General features: G+C 62.3%; 29 protein-coding genes. 19 read left to right on the forward strand and 10 right to left on the reverse strand.

Annotation, left to right across the window (positions count from 1 at the left end; genetic code table 11):
* Window positions 1-19: 19 nt before the first annotated feature.
* The 3 genes from ACXYMO_RS08060 to ACXYMO_RS08070 all read left to right on the forward strand — a co-directional run bounded on the left by ACXYMO_RS08060 (window position 20) and on the right by ACXYMO_RS08070 (window position 4,436).
* Complete coding sequence (locus tag ACXYMO_RS08060) at window positions 20-427, forward strand: hypothetical protein (RefSeq protein WP_458878180.1); 408 nt, start codon at window positions 20-22, stop codon at window positions 425-427.
* A 139-nt stretch (window positions 428-566) separates the two neighbouring features.
* Complete coding sequence (locus ACXYMO_RS08065) at window positions 567-4,022, forward strand: chromosome segregation SMC family protein (RefSeq protein WP_458878181.1); 3,456 nt, start codon at window positions 567-569, stop codon at window positions 4,020-4,022.
* Between the two features lie 54 nt (window positions 4,023-4,076).
* Complete coding sequence (locus tag ACXYMO_RS08070; RefSeq protein ID WP_458878182.1) at window positions 4,077-4,436, forward strand: hypothetical protein; 360 nt, start codon at window positions 4,077-4,079, stop codon at window positions 4,434-4,436.
* Here the strand turns inward: ACXYMO_RS08070 and ACXYMO_RS08075 are convergent.
* From ACXYMO_RS08075 to ACXYMO_RS08085, 3 genes are read right to left on the reverse strand one after another with little or no spacing between them, the layout of a single operon-like run.
* The gene (locus tag ACXYMO_RS08075; protein ID WP_458878183.1) at window positions 4,433-5,602 is read right to left on the reverse strand and encodes a lytic murein transglycosylase; all 1,170 of its coding nucleotides are present in this window, start codon (window positions 5,600-5,602) and stop codon (window positions 4,433-4,435) included. The two genes, ACXYMO_RS08070 and ACXYMO_RS08075, sit on opposite strands and share 4 nt — an antisense overlap.
* Window positions 5,603-5,618: 16 nt before the next feature.
* Window positions 5,619-6,554: an adenosylcobinamide-phosphate synthase CbiB gene (gene cbiB / locus ACXYMO_RS08080; RefSeq protein ID WP_458878184.1), complete on the reverse strand. Its 936-nt coding sequence runs from the start codon at window positions 6,552-6,554 to the stop codon at window positions 5,619-5,621.
* Window positions 6,551-7,513, reverse strand: a complete 963-nt coding sequence (locus ACXYMO_RS08085; RefSeq protein ID WP_458878185.1) for a threonine-phosphate decarboxylase — start codon at window positions 7,511-7,513, stop codon at window positions 6,551-6,553. The genes cbiB and ACXYMO_RS08085 overlap by 4 nt, the downstream gene beginning before the upstream one ends.
* Before the next feature lie 188 nt (window positions 7,514-7,701).
* On the opposite strand from ACXYMO_RS08085, the gene ACXYMO_RS08090 reads away from it, so the two are divergent.
* Entirely contained in the window at window positions 7,702-8,064 is a 363-nt protein-coding gene (locus ACXYMO_RS08090) for a response regulator transcription factor (RefSeq protein WP_458878186.1), read from the forward strand.
* Between the two features lie 9 nt (window positions 8,065-8,073).
* Here ACXYMO_RS08090 and ACXYMO_RS08095 read toward each other — a convergent pair whose 3' ends face one another.
* Window positions 8,074-9,048, reverse strand: coding sequence for a glutathione S-transferase family protein (locus ACXYMO_RS08095; RefSeq protein ID WP_458878187.1), 975 nt, complete (start codon window positions 9,046-9,048; stop codon window positions 8,074-8,076).
* A 253-nt stretch (window positions 9,049-9,301) separates the two neighbouring features.
* Here ACXYMO_RS08095 and ACXYMO_RS08100 point away from each other — a divergent pair, with 253 nt between their 5' ends.
* Window positions 9,302-9,649, forward strand: coding sequence for a hypothetical protein (locus ACXYMO_RS08100; RefSeq protein ID WP_458878188.1), 348 nt, complete (start codon window positions 9,302-9,304; stop codon window positions 9,647-9,649).
* Window positions 9,650-9,847: 198 nt separating this feature from the next.
* Here ACXYMO_RS08100 and ACXYMO_RS08105 read toward each other — a convergent pair whose 3' ends face one another.
* A complete protein-coding gene (locus ACXYMO_RS08105; protein WP_458878189.1) occupies window positions 9,848-11,020 on the reverse strand; it encodes a MalY/PatB family protein in 1,173 nt (390 codons plus the stop codon).
* Window positions 11,021-11,119: 99 nt separating this feature from the next.
* Here ACXYMO_RS08105 and def (ACXYMO_RS08110) point away from each other — a divergent pair, with 99 nt between their 5' ends.
* The 6 genes from def (ACXYMO_RS08110) to ACXYMO_RS08135 are packed head-to-tail and all read left to right on the forward strand — an operon-like array spanning window position 11,120 to window position 14,044.
* Complete coding sequence (def, locus tag ACXYMO_RS08110) at window positions 11,120-11,638, forward strand: peptide deformylase (RefSeq protein WP_458878190.1); 519 nt, start codon at window positions 11,120-11,122, stop codon at window positions 11,636-11,638.
* Window positions 11,639-12,136: a peptide deformylase gene (def, locus tag ACXYMO_RS08115; protein WP_458878191.1), complete on the forward strand. Its 498-nt coding sequence runs from the start codon at window positions 11,639-11,641 to the stop codon at window positions 12,134-12,136.
* Entirely contained in the window at window positions 12,136-12,633 is a 498-nt protein-coding gene (gene def, locus ACXYMO_RS08120) for a peptide deformylase (RefSeq protein WP_458878192.1), read from the forward strand. Before def (ACXYMO_RS08115) ends, def (ACXYMO_RS08120) begins: the two co-directional genes overlap by 1 nt.
* 4 nt (window positions 12,634-12,637) lie before the next feature.
* Complete coding sequence (gene fmt / locus ACXYMO_RS08125) at window positions 12,638-13,543, forward strand: methionyl-tRNA formyltransferase (protein WP_458878193.1); 906 nt, start codon at window positions 12,638-12,640, stop codon at window positions 13,541-13,543.
* A 9-nt stretch (window positions 13,544-13,552) separates the two neighbouring features.
* Window positions 13,553-13,789 (forward strand): hypothetical protein, encoded by a 237-nt coding sequence (locus tag ACXYMO_RS08130; protein ID WP_458878194.1) that lies wholly within the window; start codon window positions 13,553-13,555, stop codon window positions 13,787-13,789.
* An 18-nt stretch (window positions 13,790-13,807) separates the two neighbouring features.
* Window positions 13,808-14,044 carry a GlsB/YeaQ/YmgE family stress response membrane protein gene (locus ACXYMO_RS08135; RefSeq protein WP_458878195.1) on the forward strand — a complete coding sequence of 79 codons (237 nt, stop codon included), beginning with the start codon at window positions 13,808-13,810 and terminating at the stop codon, window positions 14,042-14,044.
* A gap of 13 nt (window positions 14,045-14,057) precedes the next feature.
* On the opposite strand, the gene rnhA is transcribed toward ACXYMO_RS08135, so the two are convergent.
* The 5 genes from rnhA to ACXYMO_RS08160 form a co-directional block, all read right to left on the reverse strand.
* Window positions 14,058-14,510 carry a ribonuclease HI gene (rnhA, locus tag ACXYMO_RS08140; protein ID WP_458878196.1) on the reverse strand — a complete coding sequence of 151 codons (453 nt, stop codon included), beginning with the start codon at window positions 14,508-14,510 and terminating at the stop codon, window positions 14,058-14,060.
* A complete protein-coding gene (locus ACXYMO_RS08145; RefSeq protein WP_458878197.1) occupies window positions 14,503-15,096 on the reverse strand; it encodes a class I SAM-dependent DNA methyltransferase in 594 nt (197 codons plus the stop codon). The genes rnhA and ACXYMO_RS08145 overlap by 8 nt, the downstream gene beginning before the upstream one ends.
* Window positions 15,093-15,557 carry a DUF3429 domain-containing protein gene (locus ACXYMO_RS08150; RefSeq protein ID WP_458878198.1) on the reverse strand — a complete coding sequence of 155 codons (465 nt, stop codon included), beginning with the start codon at window positions 15,555-15,557 and terminating at the stop codon, window positions 15,093-15,095. The genes ACXYMO_RS08145 and ACXYMO_RS08150 overlap by 4 nt, the downstream gene beginning before the upstream one ends.
* Window positions 15,554-16,504 carry a 4-hydroxy-3-methylbut-2-enyl diphosphate reductase gene (gene ispH / locus ACXYMO_RS08155; RefSeq protein ID WP_458878199.1) on the reverse strand — a complete coding sequence of 317 codons (951 nt, stop codon included), beginning with the start codon at window positions 16,502-16,504 and terminating at the stop codon, window positions 15,554-15,556. The genes ACXYMO_RS08150 and ispH overlap by 4 nt, the downstream gene beginning before the upstream one ends.
* 197 nt (window positions 16,505-16,701) lie before the next feature.
* Window positions 16,702-17,277: a LabA-like NYN domain-containing protein gene (locus ACXYMO_RS08160; RefSeq protein ID WP_458878200.1), complete on the reverse strand. Its 576-nt coding sequence runs from the start codon at window positions 17,275-17,277 to the stop codon at window positions 16,702-16,704.
* A 129-nt stretch (window positions 17,278-17,406) separates the two neighbouring features.
* On the opposite strand from ACXYMO_RS08160, the gene folK reads away from it, so the two are divergent.
* From folK to acpS, 8 genes are all read left to right on the forward strand, one after another.
* On the forward strand, window positions 17,407-17,988 hold the full coding sequence (gene folK, locus ACXYMO_RS08165) for a 2-amino-4-hydroxy-6-hydroxymethyldihydropteridine diphosphokinase (protein ID WP_458878201.1): 582 nt from the start codon (window positions 17,407-17,409) through the stop codon (window positions 17,986-17,988).
* Between the two features lie 84 nt (window positions 17,989-18,072).
* Window positions 18,073-18,426: a DNA-directed RNA polymerase subunit omega gene (gene rpoZ, locus ACXYMO_RS08170; protein WP_458878202.1), complete on the forward strand. Its 354-nt coding sequence runs from the start codon at window positions 18,073-18,075 to the stop codon at window positions 18,424-18,426.
* Between the two features lie 29 nt (window positions 18,427-18,455).
* On the forward strand, window positions 18,456-20,588 hold the full coding sequence (locus tag ACXYMO_RS08175; RefSeq protein WP_458878203.1) for a RelA/SpoT family protein: 2,133 nt from the start codon (window positions 18,456-18,458) through the stop codon (window positions 20,586-20,588).
* Window positions 20,589-20,619: 31 nt separating this feature from the next.
* On the forward strand, window positions 20,620-21,276 hold the full coding sequence (locus ACXYMO_RS08180; RefSeq protein WP_458878204.1) for a DUF2062 domain-containing protein: 657 nt from the start codon (window positions 20,620-20,622) through the stop codon (window positions 21,274-21,276).
* 35 nt (window positions 21,277-21,311) lie between these two features.
* A complete protein-coding gene (locus tag ACXYMO_RS08185; RefSeq protein ID WP_458878205.1) occupies window positions 21,312-22,058 on the forward strand; it encodes a pyridoxine 5'-phosphate synthase in 747 nt (248 codons plus the stop codon).
* Complete coding sequence (locus ACXYMO_RS08190; RefSeq protein ID WP_458878206.1) at window positions 22,055-22,495, forward strand: ABZJ_00895 family protein; 441 nt, start codon at window positions 22,055-22,057, stop codon at window positions 22,493-22,495. Before ACXYMO_RS08185 ends, ACXYMO_RS08190 begins: the two co-directional genes overlap by 4 nt.
* Window positions 22,492-23,115, forward strand: coding sequence for a LysE family translocator (locus tag ACXYMO_RS08195; RefSeq protein ID WP_458878207.1), 624 nt, complete (start codon window positions 22,492-22,494; stop codon window positions 23,113-23,115). Before ACXYMO_RS08190 ends, ACXYMO_RS08195 begins: the two co-directional genes overlap by 4 nt.
* Window positions 23,112-23,531, forward strand: a complete 420-nt coding sequence (acpS, locus tag ACXYMO_RS08200) for a holo-ACP synthase (RefSeq protein ID WP_458878208.1) — start codon at window positions 23,112-23,114, stop codon at window positions 23,529-23,531. Before ACXYMO_RS08195 ends, acpS begins: the two co-directional genes overlap by 4 nt.
* The last annotated feature ends 33 nt before the right edge of the window (window positions 23,532-23,564 follow it).

Here is a 23,564-nt window from a genome sequence, read left to right on the forward strand (position 1 = left end):
ACTGCAGTCAGGGTGGGGCATGACCCGATTGATCGCATTCACCCTTTTGGCGTTGACCGCCTGCAACACGCCCGGGCCGCATTTTCGCGGCTTGCCGGCCACCCGGGTCACCGTGGACGGCAGTGTCTTTGACGTGCGCGTACGCGGCGATCTGGCCGAAGCGCTGCGCACCAATGCTCAATATGCACCCCGGTTCGGTCCGATCCGGGCGCGGGCCGCCTTTGCCATGGAGCAGGTCAGCGGGTGTACCGTGAAGGAGGTGCGCGGCGATCAGGCATTGGCCACCGGCCTGCTGGTCTGCAAGAACCGCCCGCCGACATGGGTGCGCCCGGTGGCGCCGGTCTCCTACAGTTGCGTCGAACTGCGCGGCTATACCAACGCGGCGCTTGGGGTCACCTACCGGGAATTCGACTGCGATCCTTACTGAATCACGCCAGATCCGGGCGGTTTGATCAATATCTTGTGGATAAATCCGCCGATTTGCCCATATGCAGCGCGAAACGCGTTGACGGATCGGGGCGGAAGGGCCCACATTTCTGGTTCACAGGAATCACCAGGGCCCCGTCTTGCGCTTTTCCAAACTTCGACTGACCGGCTTCAAAAGCTTTGTCGATCCCACGGACCTCATCATTGCCGAGGGTCTGACCGGGGTCGTCGGGCCCAATGGCTGCGGCAAGTCGAACCTGCTTGAGGCGCTGCGCTGGGTGATGGGGGAAAACCGTCCCAAGGCGATGCGTGGCGGCGGGATGGAGGATGTGATATTTGCCGGGGCGGCCACCCGCCCGGCCCGCAACTTTGCCGAAGTCTCGCTGCTGATCGACAACTCGGACCGGCTGGCCCCGGCAGGGTTCAACGATTCCGACACGTTGGAAATTGTCCGCCGCATCACCCGCGATGTCGGCAGTGCCTACAAGGCCAATTCCAAGGACGTGCGCGCCCGCGATGTGCAGATGCTGTTTGCCGATGCCTCGACCGGGGCGCATTCGCCCGCTCTGGTGCGTCAGGGCCAGATTGCCGAACTGATCAACGCCAAGCCCAAATCGCGCCGCCGTATTCTGGAAGAGGCCGCCGGGATTTCCGGTCTCTACCAGCGCCGGCACGAGGCCGAGCTGAAGCTGAACGGCGCGGAATCCAACCTCACGCGGGTGGATGACGTTCTGGAACAACTGGCCGCGCAACTGGCGCAACTGGCCCGGCAGGCGCGTCAGGCGTCACGCTATCGCGAAATCGGCGAGCAATTGCGCCAGGCCGAGGGCATGTTGCTGTATCGCCGCTGGAAAGAGGCGGACGAAGCCCGCGCCAAGGCCGACGAGGTTCTGCGCGAACGCACCGGCGATGCCGCCCGCGCCGAGGCTGCCGCCCAGCAGGCGATCAAGACACGCGTGCAGGCGGACGAGGCCCTGCCGCCCCTGCGCGAAGAAGAGGCCATTGCCGCGGCCGTTCTGCAACGTCTTCAGGTTCAGCGCGACACGCTGACCGACGAGGAGCAGCGCGCGCGCCAGACCATTGAGACCCTCACAGCGCGCGTGGCGCAGCTGGGCAAGGATATCGAACGCGAAACCGGCCTGAACAAGGACGCGGGCGAAACCATCGAACGTCTGGAATGGGAGGCGCGCGAACTCGCCAAGGCAAGCGAAGGTCATGACGCGCGTCTGGCCGAAGCCGCCCAGCAATCGGGCGATTCCGCGTCCGTCCTGCAAGAGCGCGAGGCGCTGCTGTCGGAAGAAACCGAAGACGTGGCCCGGCTGGCCGCACGTCACCAGTCGGCCCAGCGGCTGTTGGACGACAGCCAGAAAACCCTCGCCCGGTCCGAAAGCGAGGCGGAAAAGGCAAAAACCGCGGTCGAGGAATCCCGTGCCGCCCTGACCAAGGCCAGCAGTGATTTTGACGCGGCGCAAAGGGCCGAGGCCGATGCGGTCAAGGCCGCCGAACAGGCCGAAGTCGATCTGGCCGCTGCCGACGACGCCCGCGCCGAGACACAGGCGCGCGAGGCCGAGGCCCGCGCCCAACGCTCCGAGGCCGAGGGCGAGGCGGGGGCCCTGCGCGCCGAGGTCACCGCGCTGGCCAAGCTGGTTGAACGCGACACCGCCGAGGGCGGTCAGGTTCTTGACGTGATGAAGGTGACGCCGGGCTATGAAAAGGCGCTGGGGGCGGCCTTGGCCGACGATCTGCGTGCGCCTCTGGTCGAGGCAGAAGGTCCGTCAGGCTGGGTCAGCGTCCCCGATTACGACAAGGTTCTCGCGCTGCCCCAGGGCGCGACGCCCCTGTCTCTCTATGTGACGGGGCCGGATGCCCTGCGCCGCCGGATCGATCAGATCGGGTTGGTCGATGCGGATGCGGGTCCCCAGCTTCAGCCGCTGTTGCAGCCGGGTCAGCGCCTTGTGTCGGTCGAGGGCGATCTGTGGCGCTGGGACGGGTTCCGTGCCTGGGCCGAAGATGCCCCAAGCGCCGCCACGCTGCGCCTGGAGCAGTTGAACCGGCTTGAGGCGCTGAAACAGGAAATGGCCGAGGTCACCGCACGCGCGGATGGGGCCCGTCAGGCACACGAAATGCTGAGCCGCCAGCTTGCCGAACGGACCGAGGCGGACAAGGCCGCGCGCGACGCCCGCCGCCGGGCCGACCAGCTGGTTGCCGAGGCCGCCCGCGCCCTCAGCCGGGCCGAGGCCGACCGCAACCTCGCGCAGGGTCGGCTTGAAAACCTGTCGCTGGCCGTGAACCGCCACAACGAAGATGCAATGGCCGCCCGCGTTCAGGTCAAGGAAGCCCAGGCCACCATCGCCGATCTGGGGGATCTCGATACTGCCCGCGCGCGGATCGAAGACATCAAGCAAACGGTCGAGGCGGCCCGGATCACCATGATGACCCGGCGGTCGTCGCATGACGAAATCCGCCGCGAGGGCGAGGCCCGGACCCGCCGCAAGCAGGAGGTCACCAAGGACATCAGCGGCTGGCGTCACCGTCTGGAAACGGCGGAAAAACGCATTGCCGAACTGGTCAGCCGCAAGGAACAGAGCGAACAGGAACTGACCGAGGCCAGTGCGACCCCCGGCGAAATCGCCTCCAGGCGTGAAGAACTGGCCGGTTCGATTGATCAGGCCGACAAACGCCGGGCCGAGGCCGTCGACAAACTCTCGACCGCCGAAGGGGCTCAGCGCGCCGCCATCCAGACCGAGCGCGACGCGGAGCGTGCGGCCTCTGACGCGCGCGAGGCCCGCGCCGCCGCTGAGGCCCGCGCCGATGCCGCCCGCGAAACCGTGACCCATGCGGCCGAACGCATTGCCGAGGATCAGCAGGTCACCCCGAACCAGTTGCTGAACCAGCTGGACGTCGCGCCCGACAAGATGCCGCATTCCGACGCGCTTGAGGCCGAGGTGAACCGCCACAAGCGCCAGCGCGACGCGCTGGGGGCGGTCAACCTGCGCGCCGAAGAAGACGCCAAGGAAGTGCAGGAAGAATTCGACACCCTGTCGGCGGAAAAGGCCGATCTTGAGGAAGCGATCAAAACCCTGCGCACCGGCATCGCCAGCCTGAACCGCGAAGGGCGCGAACGTTTGCTGACCGCGTTCGAACAGGTGAATTCGAACTTTTCCATGCTGTTCAAACATCTGTTCGGCGGCGGCGAGGCGAACCTTGTCATGGTCGAAAGCGAAGACCCGCTTGAGGCCGGACTGGAAATCATGTGCCAGCCGCCGGGCAAAAAGCTCAGCACCCTGTCGCTGTTGTCAGGCGGGGAACAAACGCTGACCGCCATGGCGCTGATCTTTGCTGTGTTCCTGGCCAACCCGGCGCCGATCTGTGTGCTGGATGAGGTCGACGCGCCGCTGGACGACGCCAACGTGACCCGGTTCTGCGACCTGCTGGATGAAATGTGCCGCCAGACCGAAACCCGGTTCCTGATCATCACGCACCACGCTGTCACGATGAGCCGGATGGACCGTCTGTTCGGTGTGACCATGCAGGAGCAGGGCGTCTCACAACTGGTGTCGGTCGATCTGAAAAAGGCCGAGCAAATGGTCGCCTGAGCCGTCACTGCTTCGTGACGCTCCCGTGAGCGGAATGCGGTCTAGACTGATCACATGATCCGAATTTCCGTTTTCCTGATGTGTCTTGCCACACCGTCCTTCGCCCAGGATTGGGCGGTGCGACAGGGCGATCACCGGCTGACGGACGACGAACTTGTTGCGCTGACCGCAGGCAACACGCTGACATTCTATGATGACGGACAGTCCCGGTTTTCCGTGGGCGGGTCCTATTCCTACAGCTATGCCGGCGGTGCGACCGCGTTCGGCCGGTATGAAATCGGGCAGGACGGTCATATCTGCGTGCAGTATCGCAACGGGTTTTCGCGCTGCGATGTTTACGTTCGAAATGGCGGGCGGCTGGTTCTGCTGACGGCGCGCGGTGAACGGTTTCCCATCCGCTCCGAAGCCGACTAAAGCCGGTTCAACAGGGCGGCGGTCGGCCATGCGTCGGCAGGCAGGCCGAGGCGTTTCTGTTCCGCCTGCACCGCGCCACGCGTGCCAGCGCCGAGGATTCCATCGACCTTGCCCACGTCATGCCCGCGCGCCTGCAGCTTCTTTTGCAGCTGTTTCATCTGCGTGCCATTCAGCCCGGCATCCGGGTTTCCGGCGTCATACACCCGGGCGCCTTCCAGACGGGTGGCGAAATAGGCCGCCGTCAAAACGTAAACAAAGCTCTGGTTCCATTCGAAATAGACGTTGAAATTGGGATAGGCGATAAACGCTGGGCCCTTGTGCCCCTGCGGCAGGATCAGGGATGCGCTCAGGCCGGCATCGGCCAGCGACCCTGCGCGCGCGGTGACCCCCAGGGCGGCCCATTCGCCAACTGTGCGGGTCCGCGACGGGCCGGTGATGGACCAGTCCAGATCGCGCGGTACGCGCACCTCCTGCAACCACGGCTCTCCTGCGCGCCAGCCCAGATGCGCCAACATCCGTGCACCAGACATCAGCGCATCGGGCGCCGAGCGTTTCAGGTCCACCTTGCCATCGCCGTCGCCATCCACACCGTTTTCGAGAATATCGCGCGGCAGCATCTGCACCATGCCGATTTCCCCGGCCCAGGCGCCGGTGGTGCGGGCCGGGTCGAACCCGCCCTTTTCATAGAGTTCCAGTGCGGCAAAGATTTGCGGGCGGAACAGGTCCGGGCGGCGACAATCATGGGCAAGCGTGACCAGCGCATCGCGCGTGTTGAAATCCCCCTGAAAGGCGCCGAAATCGGTTTCGAATGCCCAAAAGGCCAGAAGAACGCCCCGCGACACGCCATACCGACGCTCGATCCGGTCGAACACGGCGTCATATTTGCGTGCATTCGCCTTGCCGCGATCAATCCGGTTCTGAGAGATCAGGCGCCGGGAAAAATCGATGAACGGTTTCTGGAACACGCCCTGCGCACGGTCCGCTTTGAGGACTTTGCCGTCCTGCCGGGTGCCTCGGAAAAACGCCTCGACCGTGTCCGCGGGGTGGCCTGCGGCCAGGGCCTCGGCTTTCAGCCCTTTTACGAAGCCGGAAAACGATCCGCCACATTCTGCAAGCGCCGGTGATGTGGCGAAAAGAACCGCCGCCAGTGAAATGATGAACCGCATACCCGGATATTCCCGTTCAGACCTGCCCAATGTGCGCAACGGCCATGGCCGATGCAACCAGCAAAACCACCGCCAGCATGACCCACCAGACCTTCCAGAGCATCGCCACGCTGGCGTCGATCTCATCGGGGCCGATGGTTTTGCGCGCGCCGTCATTCACCCACGCGAAAGGGCGTTCTGTCCCGTCGTAACTGCGCGGCCCGGCCAGCGCGATGTTCAGCGCCCGCGCCATGGCCGACTCGGGCCAGCCCGCATTGGGCGACCGATGCAGCCTTGCATCGCGCGCGATGTCGCCCCAGGCGCCCAGCCCGCCCGACAATGCCGCGATCAACAGACCGGTCAGACGCGCCGGGATCAGGTTCAACAGGTCATCCAGCCGCGCCGCGGCCCAGCCGAACTGTTCATACCGCGCGTTGCGATAGCCGATCATGCTGTCGGCGGTATTCACGATCTTATAGACCAGCAGCCCCGGCAGCCCCGCGACCAGAAACCAGAAGGCGGGGGCAATCACGCCGTCCGACAGGTTTTCCGACGCGCTTTCGATCGCGGCGCGGGCCACTTGCGCTGCGTCCATGTCGCGGCAGTCACGGCTGACAATCCGACCGACCACGCGCTGCCCGTCGCCCACCGACAGGCGCAGCGCGTCCGCCACCGCGTTGACATGTTGGACCAGCGAGCGCTGCGCCAGCAGGACCGCAGCACACAGGATTTGCACCACAGGTCCCAGCGCGGCAAGCGCCAGACCCAGTGCAACGGCCCCCGCTACCAGAACGATTACCACGGCCGTACCGTTCATGCGCCGCATCGGACCTGTGTTGAATTGTCGGTCCATCCAGCCCACCGCACGCCCCATCAGCACGGCGGGGTGGGGCAAGCGCGCCCAAAGCCAGTCAGGCTCGCCCAGCAGCGCATCCAGGATCAACGCCGCCGCGAGGATCAGCGCAAGGGTCACAACGCGGACTCGATCCGCGCCCAGCCGTTCGCCGGTGGCAGACCAAGGCGCAGGAGCCGGTCCGAATAGGGAAAGACGCGTGACCAGATATGCGCCCGGGCCATCCGGTCCTGCCAGTCCGCCACAATGTCCACCTCAAAGAGGCGGAAGAGATCGGTGCCGCCCACGAGCCTGGCCCCGCGCGCCAGAACCAAGCCATCCAGACGTGCGGCATCGGTTGCCAGCGCCGCCCGTGTCGCCGCGGCCCAGTCCCGATCCCGGAGGGCAGCCGCGCCGATGCGCAGCGCCGGGCCTGACACCGCCCAGGGCCCGATCAGGTCCCGCAGTCGCGCGATCGTTTCGGGCCGCGCAACGGCGAACCCCAGCCGCAGGCCGGCCAATCCCCAGAATTTGCCGAAGCTTTTCAGAACGATGACCCCGGGCCGTTCGGCCAGCGCGATCAAGCTTGCCGCAGGGGTGACGTCACAGAAACTTTCGTCGATCACGGTCAGGGGGGCATTCACGTCGCCCGCCTGCCAGAGACGCCCGTCGGGATTGTTGGGATGCACGATCACGCGGGCATCGGCAGGGCCGTCTTTGATCACCGTCCAGCCTTGCGCCGAAAAGGCCGCCGCATGTTCATTGTAGGTGGGCATGGTGATCTGCACGCGGCCCGGAGCGGCCAGCGCCGGTATCCGCGCGATCAGGGCCGACGCCCCCGGCGCGGCCAGTACCGACGCGCCCGCGGGCACGGCCCAGAAATCGCGCGCGGCATCAACCAGCGCATCCTGTGCGCCACGATCAGGCAGGGCGCACCAGTCGTCCGGCCCGATCCCTGCCACCGGATAGGGGGCGGGGTTGATTCCGGTCGACAGATCGATCCAATCCTGCCGCTGCCCGCCATAGTGCGCGATGGCGGCATCCAGCCCGCCACCATGATCACGCGGGACGGCCTCGCCGGGATGTCGGAGATCAGTCATTTGGCGAAAATAGGGTCCGATTTCAGCGTTCTTTCCCCGTTTCAAGCGGATTTATGCCGGATACACAAGGTTAGCTTTCGATTCACAGCCGCGAAATGTTTCGTTAAGCTTTTGTTAAGAGATTGGTCACATCACCGAGTCTGAGGAAGACGCACAAAGATCGCCGAAATATGTGCTAGGTAAACCGCATGAACGTGCTGATAGTAGAAAGTAAGCCGGAGTTAGGGCTTTTGTGGCAACGTCACCTGGAACGCCTCGGGGCGAAGGTGACCCTGGTACACAGCCAGGATCAGGCCATATCGGCGCTCTATGCGCAGGATTTCGAAATCATGGTTCTGGACCTCGTGCTCGAAGGGGGCAGCGCTCTCGCCGTGGCTGATTTCGCCAGCTATCGCCGCCCCAACGTGCGGGTGATCTTTGTCACCAATACCAGCTTTTTCTCGGATGGGTCGATCTTTGCCCACAGCCCCAATGCCTGCGCCTATGTCCAGAGCGAAACCCCGCCCGAAGACCTGGCCGCCATGGTCGAACATTACGGGGCCGCGCGCTAGCCGCGTTCGTCAGCCCCGGTTGTGGGGGGCGTCGTAGTCCAGCACAGGATTGATCGGGATGATCCGGTTGGGGTTAATCCCATCGTGGCTGTAATGATAATGGCGCACGATGTGATCCAGGTTCACGGTGTCTGCGACACCAGGCCATTGATACAGCTCGCGGGTATATGCCCAGAGGTTCGGGTAATCGACAATGCGCCGGCGATTGCATTTGAAATGCAGGTGATACACCGGATCAAACCGGATCAGTGTCGTGAACAGGCGCCAGTCCGCCTCGGTCACGCGATCCCCCATCAGATAGCGGGCTTCGCCCAGTCGCTTTTCAATCCAGTCCAGACTGTCAAACAGCGGGCCGACGGCGTCGTCATAGGCCTCTTGCGTGGTGGCGAACCCGGCCTTGTAAACGCCGTTGTTCACGGTGTCATAGATGCGTGCATTGACCGGTTCGATCGCGTCGCGCAGATCCTCGGGCCAGAAATCGTCGTCATTGCCGGTCACCCCGTCAAAGGCCGAATTGAACATGCGGATGATTTCGGAACTTTCGTTCGACACGATGGTGTTGCGCTTTTTGTCCCAGAGGATCGGCACCGTGACGCGGCCTGAAAACACAGGATCGGCGCAGGTGTAAATCTGGTGTGCGAATTCCGAGCTGAACAGCCGGTCACCCGTCGCGCCGGGGAAATTGATGTCAAAGGTCCACCCGTCCCCCAGCATGTCGGGGTGCACGACCGAGACGTCGATATCTTCCTCCAGACCTTTCAGGGCGCGAAAGATCAGGGTGCGGTGCGCCCAGGGACAGGCAAGGCTGACAAACAGATGATAGCGCCCCGATTCGGCCGCGAACCCGCCGTCGCCGGTGGGGCCGGGCGCGCCATCTGCGGTCAACCAGTTGCGAAACTGGGCCTCCGAGCGTTCGAATTTTCCGCCCGTCGATTTCGTGTCGTACCATTTGTCATGCCAGACGCCGTCAATCAGCAAACCCATGTTCATCTCCGTTTTTGATCTTGCAGGTGATTTAGCGTGTCTCGCCGCATTCCCCATCCCCGATGGGCGCGCACCCGCTCTGCGCAGTTGCACATCCCCGGTCGGGCCCGGCATTTCCCCCGACGGTTTCGAGGCGCCGCATCGGCTGTGTCAGCCGCGCAGTCACAGCGCCGATACAATTGCCCGCTAAATATTCCCTTGATTTTGAAATTACCTACGCCATGCTGAGGTTCGGCCACTGGGGAGATGCGCCATGACAACATTTTTTTCCAAAGAGGTTCAGGCAGGGCTGGAAGCCGCGCGCCTGGCGGGCCTGAAAAAGGCAAGCCGCCTGCGTGTGCAGGCCGGCGATGATTATTATCGCGTGCTGCGCATGTGGCGGGATGGCTTTTCGGTCGAAGCGGACAATGTGCCTCCGCTACGGGGGCTGGTCGATCTTTATGACGGCGCGAAACACCTGTATCAGTGCCTGATCGTCGCGTCCGAGTCCGAAGCCGGGGAAATGCGTTACGAATTCAAACGCAACACCGTGGCCGATGACAAGGCGCCGCTGGACTTTTACCGCGACCAGCAGACCCCGATCGCGCTGCTGTCTTCGTAAACGTCCCGCGCGCGGATTTCATCGCGTTTCAACGCCCGCTGAAAGGGTCGGGGAATGTTTCGCGCGCGAAACAAATTTCCGCTAACCCATTGAACCGCTGTCGCGTGAACGCTGCCAAATGCGTGCGATTCGGTCGAACTCTTCCGGGGTGCCGACGCGCAGCCGGTCCGATTTGCGCGGTCGCGTTAACCGGTTGCGTTACTGCAAATCGGCAAAGGCGCGGCGCAACCGGTCACAGGCCTCTTCCACGCGGGCCCGCTGCGTCGCGAAATTGAAACGCAGGAAGTTTTCTCCGCCGGTGCCGAAGGTGGTGCCGTGGTTCGCGGCGATCTTTGCTTCCTGCTCGACCCGGCGGGTGAATTCCTCACGCGGCATGCCGGTGCCGGAAAAATCGACCCAGGACAGGTACGTCGCCTCCAGTGGCATGGACGTCACGCCAGGGATCTCGGCAATCGTCGCATCGAACAGTTTGCGGTTGCCGTCCAGGTACTCCATCAGCGCATCCACCCACGCGGCCCCCTCGGGGGAATAGGCGGCGGCGGTGACAAACTGGCCCAGCGAATTGCCCGACAGATGCAGGGCGCCCATCCGTTTGGCGAATTTCGCGCGCAGGGTGTCGTCCTGAATGATGACGTTCCCGGTATGCAGCCCGGCGACGTTGAATGTCTTGGACGGGGCGGTCAGCATGATCAGCCGGTCGATGATCGACGCATCGACATTGGTCATCGGGATATGGGTGTTCCCGGCATAAACCAGATCGTGGTGTATCTCGTCCGAGATCAGCAACAGATCATGGTGCTTGGCAAAATCAGCGACTCCCTGCAGTTCCTCTTGCGTCCAGACACAGCCGCCCGGATTGTGCGGGGAACACAGGATCACCATCCGCTCAGACCCGGTCATCATCGCGTCATAGGCGGCGAAATCCATGTGGTAGCGGCCATTTTCCAGAACCATCGGACATTCCACAACCTTGCGTCCCGCCGCGCGGATGACCTTGGCAAAGGCGTGATAGACCGGCGTGAACAGGACAATTTCGTCCCCTGGCTGGGTAAAGGCATCAAGGCACATGCCGACACCGTTCACCAATCCGGTGGTGGTGAAAATCCAGTCCGGCTCAATCGTCCAGCCGTGCCGTTCGGACATCCACCATTGGATGGCGCCGTAATATTCGTGGGAATTGTTCGAATATCCGAAAATCCCGTGATCCACGACCGCCCGCAGCCGGTTCAAAATCACATCAGGGGCGCGGAAATCGGTGTCGGCCACCCACATGGGCAGGCCGCCGTCCTGTGGAACGCCATAGACTTCTTCCATCATGTCCCATTTGGAACTGTATGTGCCTTGCCGGTCTGTGATGGTGTCGAAATCCATGAAACTCTCCTATCATAACTGGCGCGAACGCTAATCGGATTTGCGCCGGGTGCAAAGGGGGCGTTGCGATAGGCGGGACAAACCCCTAAATCCTCCTTTATGAAACGCAATATTCTGATCCACCCCGACCCCCGGCTGAAAAAGGTCTGTGCCCCCGTGCCCGACCTGTCCGATGACCTGCGCGATCTTGCACGGGACATGCTGGAAACCATGTATGACGCGCCGGGTATCGGCCTGGCCGCGCCGCAGGTGGGGGTGCTGGACCGCCTGATCGTTCTGGATTGCGAAAAGGAAGACGGCGCAACCCCGCGTCCGACCGTGATGTTCAACCCCGAGGTCACCGCCTCGTCCGAGGAAACCAGCAGCTATGACGAAGGCTGCCTGTCGATCCCGGACCAGTATGCCGAGGTGATCCGCCCCTCCGAGGTCGAGGTGAAATGGATCGACGAACACGGGAAAGAACAGCATTCCGGGTTTGACGGGCTGTGGGCGACCTGTGTTCAGCACGAGATCGACCATCTGAACGGCAAGCTGTTCATCGATTACCTGAAACCGCTCAAGCGCCAGATGATCACCCGCAAGATGCAGAAACTCAAACGCGAAATGGCGCGGGCCTAAGTGGCGGTTTTACCGATCCTTGCCTGGCCCGATCCGCGTCTGGCCCAGACCTGTCCGCCGGTCGAACCGGGGGATGCACTGGCCGGGCTGATCGCTGACATGTTCGAAACGATGTATGCCGCCCCCGGGCGCGGGCTGGCTGGTCCGCAGGTGGGGGTGATGAAACGTGTTTTCGTGACCGACACCACGTGGAAGGATGGCCCCGGAACGCCCATTGCCTATCTCAACCCGCGCATCATCGAATGCGCTGCGGAAACCGTGATTCATGACGAAGGCTGCCTGTCGATTGTGGGCATCTCCGTGCCGGTGGAACGGCCCGCCTGGGTGGTGATGGAATGGACCACGCCCGAGGGCGAGACCACCCGCCAGAGATTCGAAGGCTTCGCCGCCGCCTGCGTGCAGCATGAGCTGGACCATCTCGACGGCACCGTAACGCTTGACCATCTGAGCGGTCCGGCCCGTGACAGGGCCGAAATCGCCTATTCGGGGACGAAATAATGACGGTACGCCGTTGCCTGCCATGGCCTGACAAACGCCTGCGCAGCGTGGCCGAACCGGTCAGCGAAATCACCGATGACATCCGCGCCATCTGGAATGACATGATCGACACGATGGAGGCGATGCCGGGCGTCGGCCTGGCGGCGCCGCAAATTGGCGTGATGCTGCGTCTTGCCGTCGTGGACGGCTCCAGCGAACGGGGCCGCGCCGTGCGTCTGGCCAATCCCGAAATCCTGCATGCCTCGGTCGAATTGCGGGCGCACCACGAGGCGAGCCCCAACTTGCCGGGTGTGTCCGCCGCCATCAAGCGGCCGCGCGCAGTGACCGTGCGCTATATGGATGAAACCGGGGCCATGGTCGAACGTGACTTTGTGGCGGTCGAGGCCACCAGCGTGCAACATCAGATCGACCATCTGAACGGGCGGATGTATTTCGACAATCTCAGCAAGGTCAAACGTGACATGCTGCTGCGCCGTGCGCGCAAGGTGACGGGGTAGGAACATGCGCGTCATCTTCATGGGCACTCCGGATTTTTCGGTTCCGGTTCTGGATGCGCTGGTCGAGGCCGGGCACGAGATTGCCGCCGTCTATTGCCAGCCTCCCCGCCCGGCGGGCCGGGGCAAAAAGGACCGCCCCTCCCCGGTTCAGGCGCGGGCCGAGGCGCTGGGCCTGCCGGTGCGCCACCCCGTGTCGCTGAAATCGGACGAGGCACAGGATGATTTTGCCGCGCTGGGCGCGGATGTGGCGGTGGTGGTGGCCTATGGGCTGATCCTGCCGCAACCCATTCTGGACGCGCCCACACACGGGTGCCTGAACATCCACGCCAGCCTGTTGCCGCGCTGGCGCGGGGCCGCCCCCATCCACCGCGCAATCATGGCGGGGGATGCGGAAACGGGGGTTTGCATCATGCAGATGGAGGCGGGGCTGGATACCGGCCCCGTGCTGCTGCGCGACAAAACGGCGATTGCGCCGGATGACACCACGGAAAAATTGCACGACCGCCTGTCGCAGATGGGGGCGCGGCTGATCGTTCAGGCGCTGGCGCAACTGGGGGATCTGACGCCCCAGTCCCAGCCCGAGGAGGGCGTGACCTATGCCGCCAAGATCGACAAATCCGAGGCGCGGATCGACTGGGCCCGCCCGGCCGCCGAGGTAGACCGCCACATCCGCGGGCTGTCGCCCTTTCCCGGCGCCTGGTGCGAGATCAACGGCGAACGTGTGAAACTGCTGGCCTCGCGTCTGGCCGATGGTCAGGGGACCCCCGGCGAGGTTCTGGACGATGCGCTGACCGTGGCCTGCGGCAGCGGGGCCGTTGCGCTGACGCGCTTGCAAAGGGCGGGCAAAGGCGCGCAGGATGCCGAGGTGTTCCTGCGGGGATGGCCGGTGCCCTGGGGCACCCAGCTTTAGGAGTTTGCGATGTTCTTGACGATGATGGGCACCGTCGTGATTGCCGGGATCGTTGGCTATATCGCCGAACGGTCAGGGTTCACGCACAACGGGTATCTGCCGTCGATCATAATCTGTGTCGGTGGGGCATTCCTGTTTTTCTTTGTCCGGCTGATGTTCGGAATTGGCTTTGGATCACCGGGGATGAATGCGATCGTGTCGTCAATCGGGGCGTTGGTGATCGTGCCCACCCATTGGCGCAAGTAATAGAGGTAAGGGGGTAACATGCATTTTGTCTGGCTCATCATTGTCGGGGTCGCCGCAGGGTTCCTTGCCACGCGCATGATGCGGATGGAAACTGACGTGCTGACAACCGTCATCATCGGCGTGGCCGGTGCGCTGATCGGCGGGCTGGTCTTGCGCGTTCTTCTGACGATCACCGGCGCTCTGGCCGGGTTGGTCGGCGCGGTGCTTGGGGCCTTGTTGCTGATCTGGATCTATCAGAAATATACGCAGCGCTAGGCGTGCGGGCGCGTCATTTCTTGAACGGTTTCATACCGGCGCGGGCCAGTTCGTCGGCACGTTCGTTTTCGGGGTGGCCGGCGTGCCCCTTGACCCATTCCCACGTCACCACATGGCGCGCCTGCGCCTCGTCCAGACGCTGCCACAGTTCGACATTCTTGACGGGTTTCCTGGCCGCTGTTTTCCAGCCGTTCCGCTTCCAGCCATGGATCCAGCCGGTCACCCCGTTTTTCACATAGGCGCTGTCGGTGATGACCGTGATCGCGGTGCCGCGCCCCAGCGCCTCAAGCGCGTTGATCGCCGCCAACAGCTCCATCCGGTTGTTGGTGGTCTCGGCTTCGCCACCGCTCAACTCGCGTTCCTTGAGGACAGTATCGTCGTCCTTGGCCTGTAGCAGAACACCCCAGCCACCGGGGCCGGGATTGCCGGAACAGGCCCCATCTGTATAGGCGTAGAAATCAGGCATGGGTGGCCACCAGAATCCAGTCGGACAGGGTGCCATCCAGTCCGGGGCCTGCGCCGTGGATGCGGTTGGTGATGGTAAATCCGGCCCGGGTCAAAAGGGTCTCCAGCTGCTGTTCGGTGTAATAGGTGTAAAACCGCCCGATCTGGTCGCGCGCTTCGCCCTTACCCAGTTTCAGGCCGAGGTAAAAGACCCCGCCGGGTTTCAGCGCGCGATGGATCGCGGCGAGGTGGCCGGGAAAGGCGTCGCGCGGCGCGTGCAGCAGGCTGAAGTTGGCCCAGACGCCGTCGTATTCTGCGCTTGCGTGGATCTGATCAAAGGTCGCTTGGCGCGCGGAAACCCCCGGATGTCTGGCCGCCATGGCCACCATTTCAACCGATGCATCAACGGCATCGACGACCAATCCCGCCTTGGCCATTTCAGCCGCCGAGGTGCCGGGGCCACAGCCCAGGTCAAGCACACGACCGCCCGACGGACAGGTGGCGATGAAGGCGGCCAGATGCGGGTCGCGGGTGTTGTGATCATCTGTCATGCGCGCGTAGTCATCAGCACGCGCATCGTAGATGCGGATTGTGTCAGGATCGCTCATGGCGTGACCAAACCGACGGTCAGGCAAAGGATCACGACGACTGTCAGCGGGACACGCAGCCACAACCACCAATCCGGAGCCAGCCTTTGACGGACATAGAGCCAGTCCAGCAGCAACAGCCCCAAAAAGCCCTGTGTCAGATGGCCAAGTTGGTCGGCAACGGAGCCGCCATTGAAAAAGGCCCAGAGCGCGGGAAGAACAGACAACAGGTAGGGCCAGACGCGACCTGGATCGCCGCGTGCGGCAAAGCCCCACAACACCCCGGACATGAATGACAGGATGACGGTGCCATAGGAAATCAGGATTTTGGGGCCGTCGGACAGAACAATAAGCGGATAACCGTCCTGCCCGGGGGTGCCCATATGCGCCCAGACAAGCCCGCCCGAGACCAGAGCCCCCCAGACAAACGGGATCAGGCCCGCCAGGCCCAGGACAAGGGGGGCGCGGGGTATCGATCTCATGCCGGTTCGCGCAGGACGCGGGGCACCTTGAACTCCACGTTTTCAGTGGCGGTTTCCACGGTTTCCAGCGTCACATCGTACCTGGCCTGAAAAGCGGCGATGACCTCGTTCACCAGAATCTCGGGGGCCGAGGCCCCGGCGGTGACGCCAAGGGTGCGGATGCCGTCAAGCGCGCGCCAGTCGATGTCATCGGCGCGCTGCACCAGTTGCGAATAGGCGCAGCCGGCCTTCGAAGCGACCTCGACCAGACGTTTGGAGTTCGATGAATTGGGCGCGCCCACCACCAGCATCGCATCGGCGCGCGGGGCGATGGCCTTGACCGCCTCTTGCCGGTTGGTGGTGGCGTAACAGATGTCTTCCTTGTGCGGTCCGACGATCGCAGGAAAGCGCGCCTTGAGCGCGGCAACGATGTCGGCGGTGTCATCGACGCTGAGCGTAGTCTGGGTGACAAAGGCGATACGCCCGGGATCACGCACCTGGACGGTTGCGACGTCATCGACGGTTTCCACCAGCAGGACGTCGCCATCGGGGAGCTGGCCCATGGTGCCGACGGTTTCGGGATGGCCCTTGTGGCCGATCATGATCATCTGCAACCCGTTTTCCGCATGGCGCTGGGCCTCGATATGGACCTTGCTGACCAGCGGGCAGGTGGCATCGACAAACACCATGTCACGCCGCGATGCCTCGACCGGGACCGATTTGGGCACGCCATGGGCGGAAAAGATGACCGGGCGGTCATCGGGACAGTCTTCCAGCCCTTCGACGAATACCGCGCCTTTGGCCTTGAGCCCGTCGACAACAAATTTGTTATGGACGATCTCATGGCGCACATATACGGGCGCGCCCCATTTTTCCAACGCCATCTCAACGATCTTGATGGCGCGGTCGACACCGGCGCAGAATCCGCGCGGTGCGGCCAGAAACAGGGTCAGCGGCGGATTGGGCATTGGGCATCATCTCCTTCCCGGTGACAGGTAAGGCTTTGACCGGGTCAGGTCCAGAACCCGATCACGTCCGGACATGAGAAAAGTGCCGACAGCGCGACATGCGCCCGGCTTGCCGGGTTCTTCGACCAGAAATGGTGCGAAGCGCGACGTTCCGTGACGGATCAGGACAAACGGGCGCCCCCAGGCGCCCGTCCTGATTACTTGGCGCCGGCAGCGACCACGCTGCGTGCTTCGTCGGGAACTTCGCGGGGCGGTCGTCCGATCACTTCTCTGAGCTCTTCAAGCTCAATGAAATTGTCGGCCTGACGGCGCAATTCGTCCGAGATCATCGGCGGCTGGCTGCGAATGGTTGATACAACTGATACGCGCACACCCTGCCGTTGCAGGCTTTCCACAAGTGGGCGGAAATCGCCGTCACCCGAGAAGAGAACGATGTGATCGACCCGCGGAGCCAATTCCATCGCATCCACGGCCAATTCGATGTCCATGTTGCCCTTGACCTTCCGACGCCCCATGCTGTCGGTGTATTCCTTGGCCGGCTTGGTCACCATGGTAAATCCATTGTAGTGCAGCCAGTCGACCAAAGGACGGATCGGCGAGTATTCATCGTTCTCGAGCAACGCAGTGTAATAGAATGCGCGCAGCATTTTTCCGCGGCGCATAAATTCCTGTCGCAAGAGTTTATAGTCGATATCAAAACCCAGAGCCTTGGCCGCTGCATAAAGATTCGATCCATCGATGAACAGCGCGAGCCGTTCGTCTTTGTAAAACATAAATTTTTCCTTCCGGTATACCGTCTTGCCTGAGTGTTCCGTGTGAGTGAGTGGTATTTTTTGGTCGGCAAAACGGTGAAAATAAAATAAGTGAACTTAAAACAACCGCAAGTGTAAAGACTTTACGTAATGGCGTCAAAATTGACCGGATTTCGGTCACTCTATACGATCGCGGTAGGCGGGAATACGCCTTTTGGGCAGGTTTCCGTGGCGTCAACCTTATCCGGGGCTATTGAGGCGTTGGCCGAAAAGGGGCTGGTGATTCGCTCTGTCAGTCGGTTTTTTTCGACCCCATGCTTCCCCGAAAACGCGGGTCCCGATTTCATCAATGCGGTGGTTCTGGCGGGGTCTGACCGGGACCCGAATGCCGTTTTGCAGGTTCTCCATCAGGTTGAGCAGTCCTTTGGGCGCGAGCGGCGCGGTCGCTGGTCCGAGCGGACACTGGACCTCGATCTGGTGGCGGAAAACGGGAGTGTCCTGCCCGATGCGGCGACGCAGAAATACTGGATGAACCTACCGCCAGAGGATCAGGGGCGGCTTGCGCCCGATCAGCTGATTGTCCCGCATCCGCGCCTCCAAGACCGGGCGTTCGTGCTGGTGCCGATGATGGACGTTGCGCCCGATTGGGTGCATCCGGTGCTGAATACATCCGTCCGGCAGATGCTGGCCGCGCTGCCGGCTGCGCAAATCAGCGCAGTGCGCCCGATTTGAGCCCGGAATCACCTTGTCAATCCCGGCATTAGCGACTAGATAACGGCCTTCTGAACGGATTTATCTGAAGTTGGAGTGCTTCCCATGGCCCGCGTGACGGTTGAAGACTGTGTTGACAAGGTTCCGAACCGGTTTGAACTGGTGATGCTGGCGGCCCATCGGGCGCGCGAGATTTCGGCAGGTGCGGCGCTGACCGTTGACCGCGACAACGACAAGAACCCGGTCGTTTCCCTGCGCGAGATTGCCGAGGAAACCCAGCGCGCCGATGATCTGCGCGAGCGTCTGATCGAAAGCAACCAGAGCCAGATCGAGGTCGACGAACCCGAAGAGGATTCGATGGCCCTGCTGATGGGCGCCGAGGCCGACAAGCCGGCGGACGACGACATGTCCGAAGAGAAATTGCTGCGCGCGCTGATGGAGGCCCAGGGACAGGGCTGAGCGTGCCGCAACGCTGAGGTGCGGACCGGATGATTTCTGCTGAAGACCTGATTGAACTGGTCCGCAACTATAACCCCAAGACAAACGCCAAGCGCATTGCCGAAGCCTATGATTATGGGCGGGCGATGCACGAAGGGCAGTTTCGCCATTCTGGCGAGCCGTATTTTTCGCATCCCGTGGCCGTTGCCGCCATCCTGACCGAACAGCGTCTGGATGATGCGAGCATCATAACCGCATTGCTGCACGACACGATCGAGGACACCAAGGCGTCCTATTCCGAAGTCGCGTCCAAATTCGGGGACGAGGTTGCCGGGCTGGTCGACGGGGTGACCAAGCTGACCAACCTGCAGCTGTCCAGCGTCGAGACCAAGCAGGCCGAAAATTTCCGCAAGCTGTTCATGGCCATGTCCAAGGACCTGCGCGTCATTCTGGTCAAGCTGGCCGACCGGTTGCACAACATGCGCACGATCAAATCCATGCGCAGCGAAAAACAGGTGCAGAAGGCGCGTGAAACCATGGATATCTATGCCCCGCTGGCCGGGCGCATGGGCATGCAGTGGATGCGCGAAGAGCTTGAGGACCTGTCGTTCCGGGTGCTGAACCCCGAGGGGCGGCAATCGATCATCCGGCGGTTCATCACGCTGCAGCGGGAATCTGGCGATGTGATCCCGCGGATCACCGGGGATATGCGTCACGAACTGGAAAAGGCCGGGATTGAGGCCGAGGTATTCGGCCGCGCCAAGAAACCCTATTCGATCTGGCGCAAGATGCAGGAAAAGGATCAGGGGTTCTCCCGCCTGTCCGACATTTACGGGTTCCGCATCATCACCGAAAGCGAAGAGGATTCCTATCGTGCGCTGGGGGCGATCCACCAGCGCTGGCGCGCGGTGCCGGGGCGTTTCAAAGACTATATCAGCCAGCCGAAAACCAACGGGTATCGGTCGATCCATACCACCGTGTCGGGGCGCGATGGCAAACGGGTCGAGGTACAGATCCGCACCCGCCAGATGCATGACGTGGCCGAAACCGGCGTTGCGGCGCATTGGTCCTATCGCGACGGTGTGCGCACGGAAAACCCGTTTGCGGTGGACCCGGCCAAGTGGATTTCGTCGCTGACCGAACAGTTCGATGCCGAAGAGGATCACGAGGATTTCCTCGAAGCGGTCAAGCTTGAGATGTATTCGGACCAGGTGTTCTGCTTCACGCCCAAGGGCGATGTCGTGAAACTGCCGCGCGGGGCGACGCCGATTGATTACGCCTATGCGATCCACACCCGGATCGGGGGCGCCTGCGTGGGCGCCAAGGTCGATGGTATCCGTGTGCCGCTGTGGACACGGTTGAAAAACGGCCAGTCGGTCGAGATCATCACCGCCGAAGGACAGACCCCGCAGGTGACATGGCTTGAGATTGCGACGACCGGCAAGGCGCGCACCGCGATCCGCCGCGCCCTGCGCGAAGTTGACCGCGAGCGATTCATCAAGCTGGGACAGGAACTGGCCCGGGCCGCGTTTGAACATGTGGGCCGCAAGGTGACCGACAAGGTCTTGGATACCGCATCCAAGCATCTGCGCCTGTCCGGACGCGAAGAGTTGCTGGCTAGGTTGGGCAGTGCCGAATTGACGGGGCATGACGTGGTTCAGGCGGTCTATCCTGAACTGGCCCCCGAAAAGGGCGATCAGATCCCGATGCGGCGTGCGGTCATCGGCCTTGAAGCCGGCCAGTCCTTTGAGCGTGCACCCTGTTGCGAACCGCTCCCGGGGGAGCGGATCGTCGGGATCACGTTTCGCGGCAAGGGCGTGGTGGTGCACGCCATCGATTGCGACAAGCTGAGCGAATACGAGGATCAGCCTGACCGCTGGATCGATCTGCATTGGCACAGCGGCACGCACCCGGCCGCCTATGGGGTCACGCTTGACATGACGATCGGCAATGACGCGGGCGTACTGGGACGTATTTGCACATTGATTGGCGAGAAGAAGGCCAATATCTCAAATCTTGAGTTCGTTGACCGCAAGCCGGACTTTTATCGGTTGATGATAAATGTGGAATTGAGAGATGTTGAACAACTTCATTCCTTAATGCTGACACTTGAAGCGGATAGCGATGTCGCAGCGGTTGATCGTTGCCGCGAGGTGGCCCACCAAAATGTACGGGCCGGATAATTCGTAACCCGGGACCAAAAAGGACGTTCCCTTGGTATTCAGACGCCGTGACCGACGCCCAATGCTGCGCGCGATTGCGGATTTTCTGTATCCTCGGGGCGGCTGGACGCGGGCATTCCTTTACGTCAAGCATCGGGTAAGGCGCCTGCCGGATACACCTGAACGCATCGCGCGGGGCATCTGGGCCGGGGTGTTCACCACGTTCACGCCATTTTACGGATTGCATTTCGTCGTCGCCTTTCTGATCTCGCGGGTGATGCACGGGAATATCCTGGCGGCCTTGATGGCGACGTTCTTCGGTAATCCGCTGACCTATGTGCCGATTGGCCTGATTTCCCTGAAAACCGGTCACTGGCTGGCGGGGACGGAATTCAATGAAGGGGAACACCGGTCTTTTGGGGGCAAGTTTGTTGATGCGGCGGACGATCTCAAGGATAATCTGTTTGCCCTGTTTACCGACGGCGCCGCGGACTGGACCGGGCTCAGCGTTTTTTATGACGAGGTGTTCTTTCCTTATCTGATCGGCGGGCTCATTCCGGGGGCGATTGCCGGAACGATTGCCTATGTGCTGAGCGTGCCGTTGATCCGGGCCTATCAGCATCGTCGACGCGCCTCGATCAAGGCGAAATTCGAGGCGATCAAGAAAAAAGCAGCGGCACAGGCTGACGTCGGACAAAATGCGGACTAAGTTCCGCTGGCAAGACGTTAAAAGGAACATCGAAAATGTCTGATCGTGCTTTGCGCCTTGGCGTGAACATCGACCATGTCGCCACAGTGCGGAATGCGCGGGGCGGGGCCTATCCCGATCCGTTGCGCGCGGCAAAGCTGGCCGAAGAGGCCGGGGCCGACGGGATCACCGCGCATCTGCGCGAAGACCGCCGCCATATCAGCGATGCCGATATCGACGGGTTGATGGAGGTGCTGTCCATTCCGCTGAATTTCGAAATGGCGGCCACCGACGAGATGCAAAAGATCGCTCTGCGTCACAAACCCCATGCGGTGTGCATCGTGCCCGAAAAGCGCGAGGAACGCACAACCGAAGGCGGGCTTGAGGTTGCGCGCGAGGAAAACAAGCTGGCGCATTTCATCGCGCCCTTGCGCGATGCCGGGTGCCGGGTGTCGATCTTTATCGCCGCCGATCAGCGCCAGATCGAGGCGGCGCATCGCATCGGGGCCGAGGTGATTGAATTGCACACCGGGGCCTATTGCGATGCTCATGCCGAGGGCCGGTTCGAAGAACGTGACGCCGAACTTGAGGCGCTCCGCGAGATGTCGGCCTTTGCTCATTCCCTTGGGCTTGAGGTGCACGCGGGTCACGGTCTGACCTATGACACGGTTCAGCCCATCGCCGCATTCCCCGAAGTGCGCGAATTGAACATCGGCCATTTCCTGATTGGTGAGGCGATCTTTCGCGGGCTGGTGCCGGCCATTCAGGAAATGCGCCGTCTGATGGACGAGGCGCGCAAATGAGCGGGGCGGCAAATTTGAAACGCTACGCCGTCACATATGTGGCGGCGCTGGTGGGTCTCATCGTGCTGAACCAGATCCTGTTTTTCACGCTGAATTATACCCTGCCAACGGGTCTTTCGATTGTCTTTCCAGCAATGGCCGCCGCCTTGCGAGAAGGTCAGAAACTGGCCAATGACGGAGTGAAGGAGTTTTCCAAGGCGGACGCATGGCGGGCGGCGGGAAAAATGACTTTGGTGGCCATTGGCATCAATGCCGTGGTTTTTGCATTGGTGATGCTGAGCCTCGATATCTCGGGGATATTGGAGCAGGTGTCCATCGCGCTGCTGGCGGCAATTTTCGTATTCCTGATGGCGCTGACGTTTTTTGTGAACCGGTTTTTCCTCATGATGGGGTTTGGAAATCAACGCAAATTGCTGGACAAACAGGCCATCAAATGAGCGATCCGATGCTGGTTCCCCTATACGCCGTCCTGATCGGCTGGATGGTTGCCGGTGGCAGCCCCGGACCGGCAACACTGGCCATTTCGGGCACCTCGATGCAGCAGGGGCGGCTTGCGGGTCTGACGCTTGCCGCCGGCATCGTCGCAGGCTCGGCCAGTTGGGGCATTGCCGCGGGGCTGGGGTTTTCCGCGCTGATGATGGCGCATGTCTGGCTGTTCGAACTGGTGCGCTACGTGGGGGCGGCCTATCTGATGTATCTGGTGGTCAGGTCGCTACGTGCGGCATGGCGGGGCGGAGAAGTCCGCGTCCCGCCGGCCCGGCATGGTCGGCTCTTCACCAAGGGGCTGCTTTTGCATCTGACCAACCCCAAGGCGATTTTATCATGGGGCGCGATCTATGCGATCGCGCTTCCCACCGGGTCCGTGCCTTTGGCTGTCTGGGGCCTGTTTGCGGCGCTGATCGGGTGTTCGATGGTGGTTTTCTTTGGCTACGCCCTGTTGTTTTCCTGGTCGCCCATCGCAGGCGGCTATGCCAGGGCAAAACGCGGGTTTGAGGTGGTGTTCGGGCTATTGTTCGGGACGGCCAGTTTCAAAATTCTGACGGCGCGGCTGCAATGATCCTGGGGATCGGAACGGACCTGGCCAATATCGAACGGATCGAGCGGACGCTGGAACGGTTCGGCGACCGGTTCCGCAACCGCGTGTTCACCGATGTCGAACAGAAAAAGGCCGAGCGGCGTCTGGACACGCCCGGCACTTATGCCAAACGCTGGGCCGCGAAAGAGGCCTGTTCCAAGGCGCTGGGCACCGGGTTGCGGATGGGCATCGCGTGGAAGGACATGCATGTCAGCAACCTGCGCACCGGGCAGCCGGTGATGGAGGTGACGGGATGGGCCGCCGACCGGCTGGCCGAAATGACCCCGCCGGGGCACGAGGCGATCATCCATGTCACCTTGACTGACGACCACCCCTGGGCCCAGGCCATGGTGGTGATCGAGGCGCGGCCCCTTGCCGGCGGGGCGTCCACGGCTTGACATGGGCGGGTGCCACCCGCATGTAGCCAACGA

Source organism: Arenibacterium sp. CAU 1754, assembly GCF_054482635.1.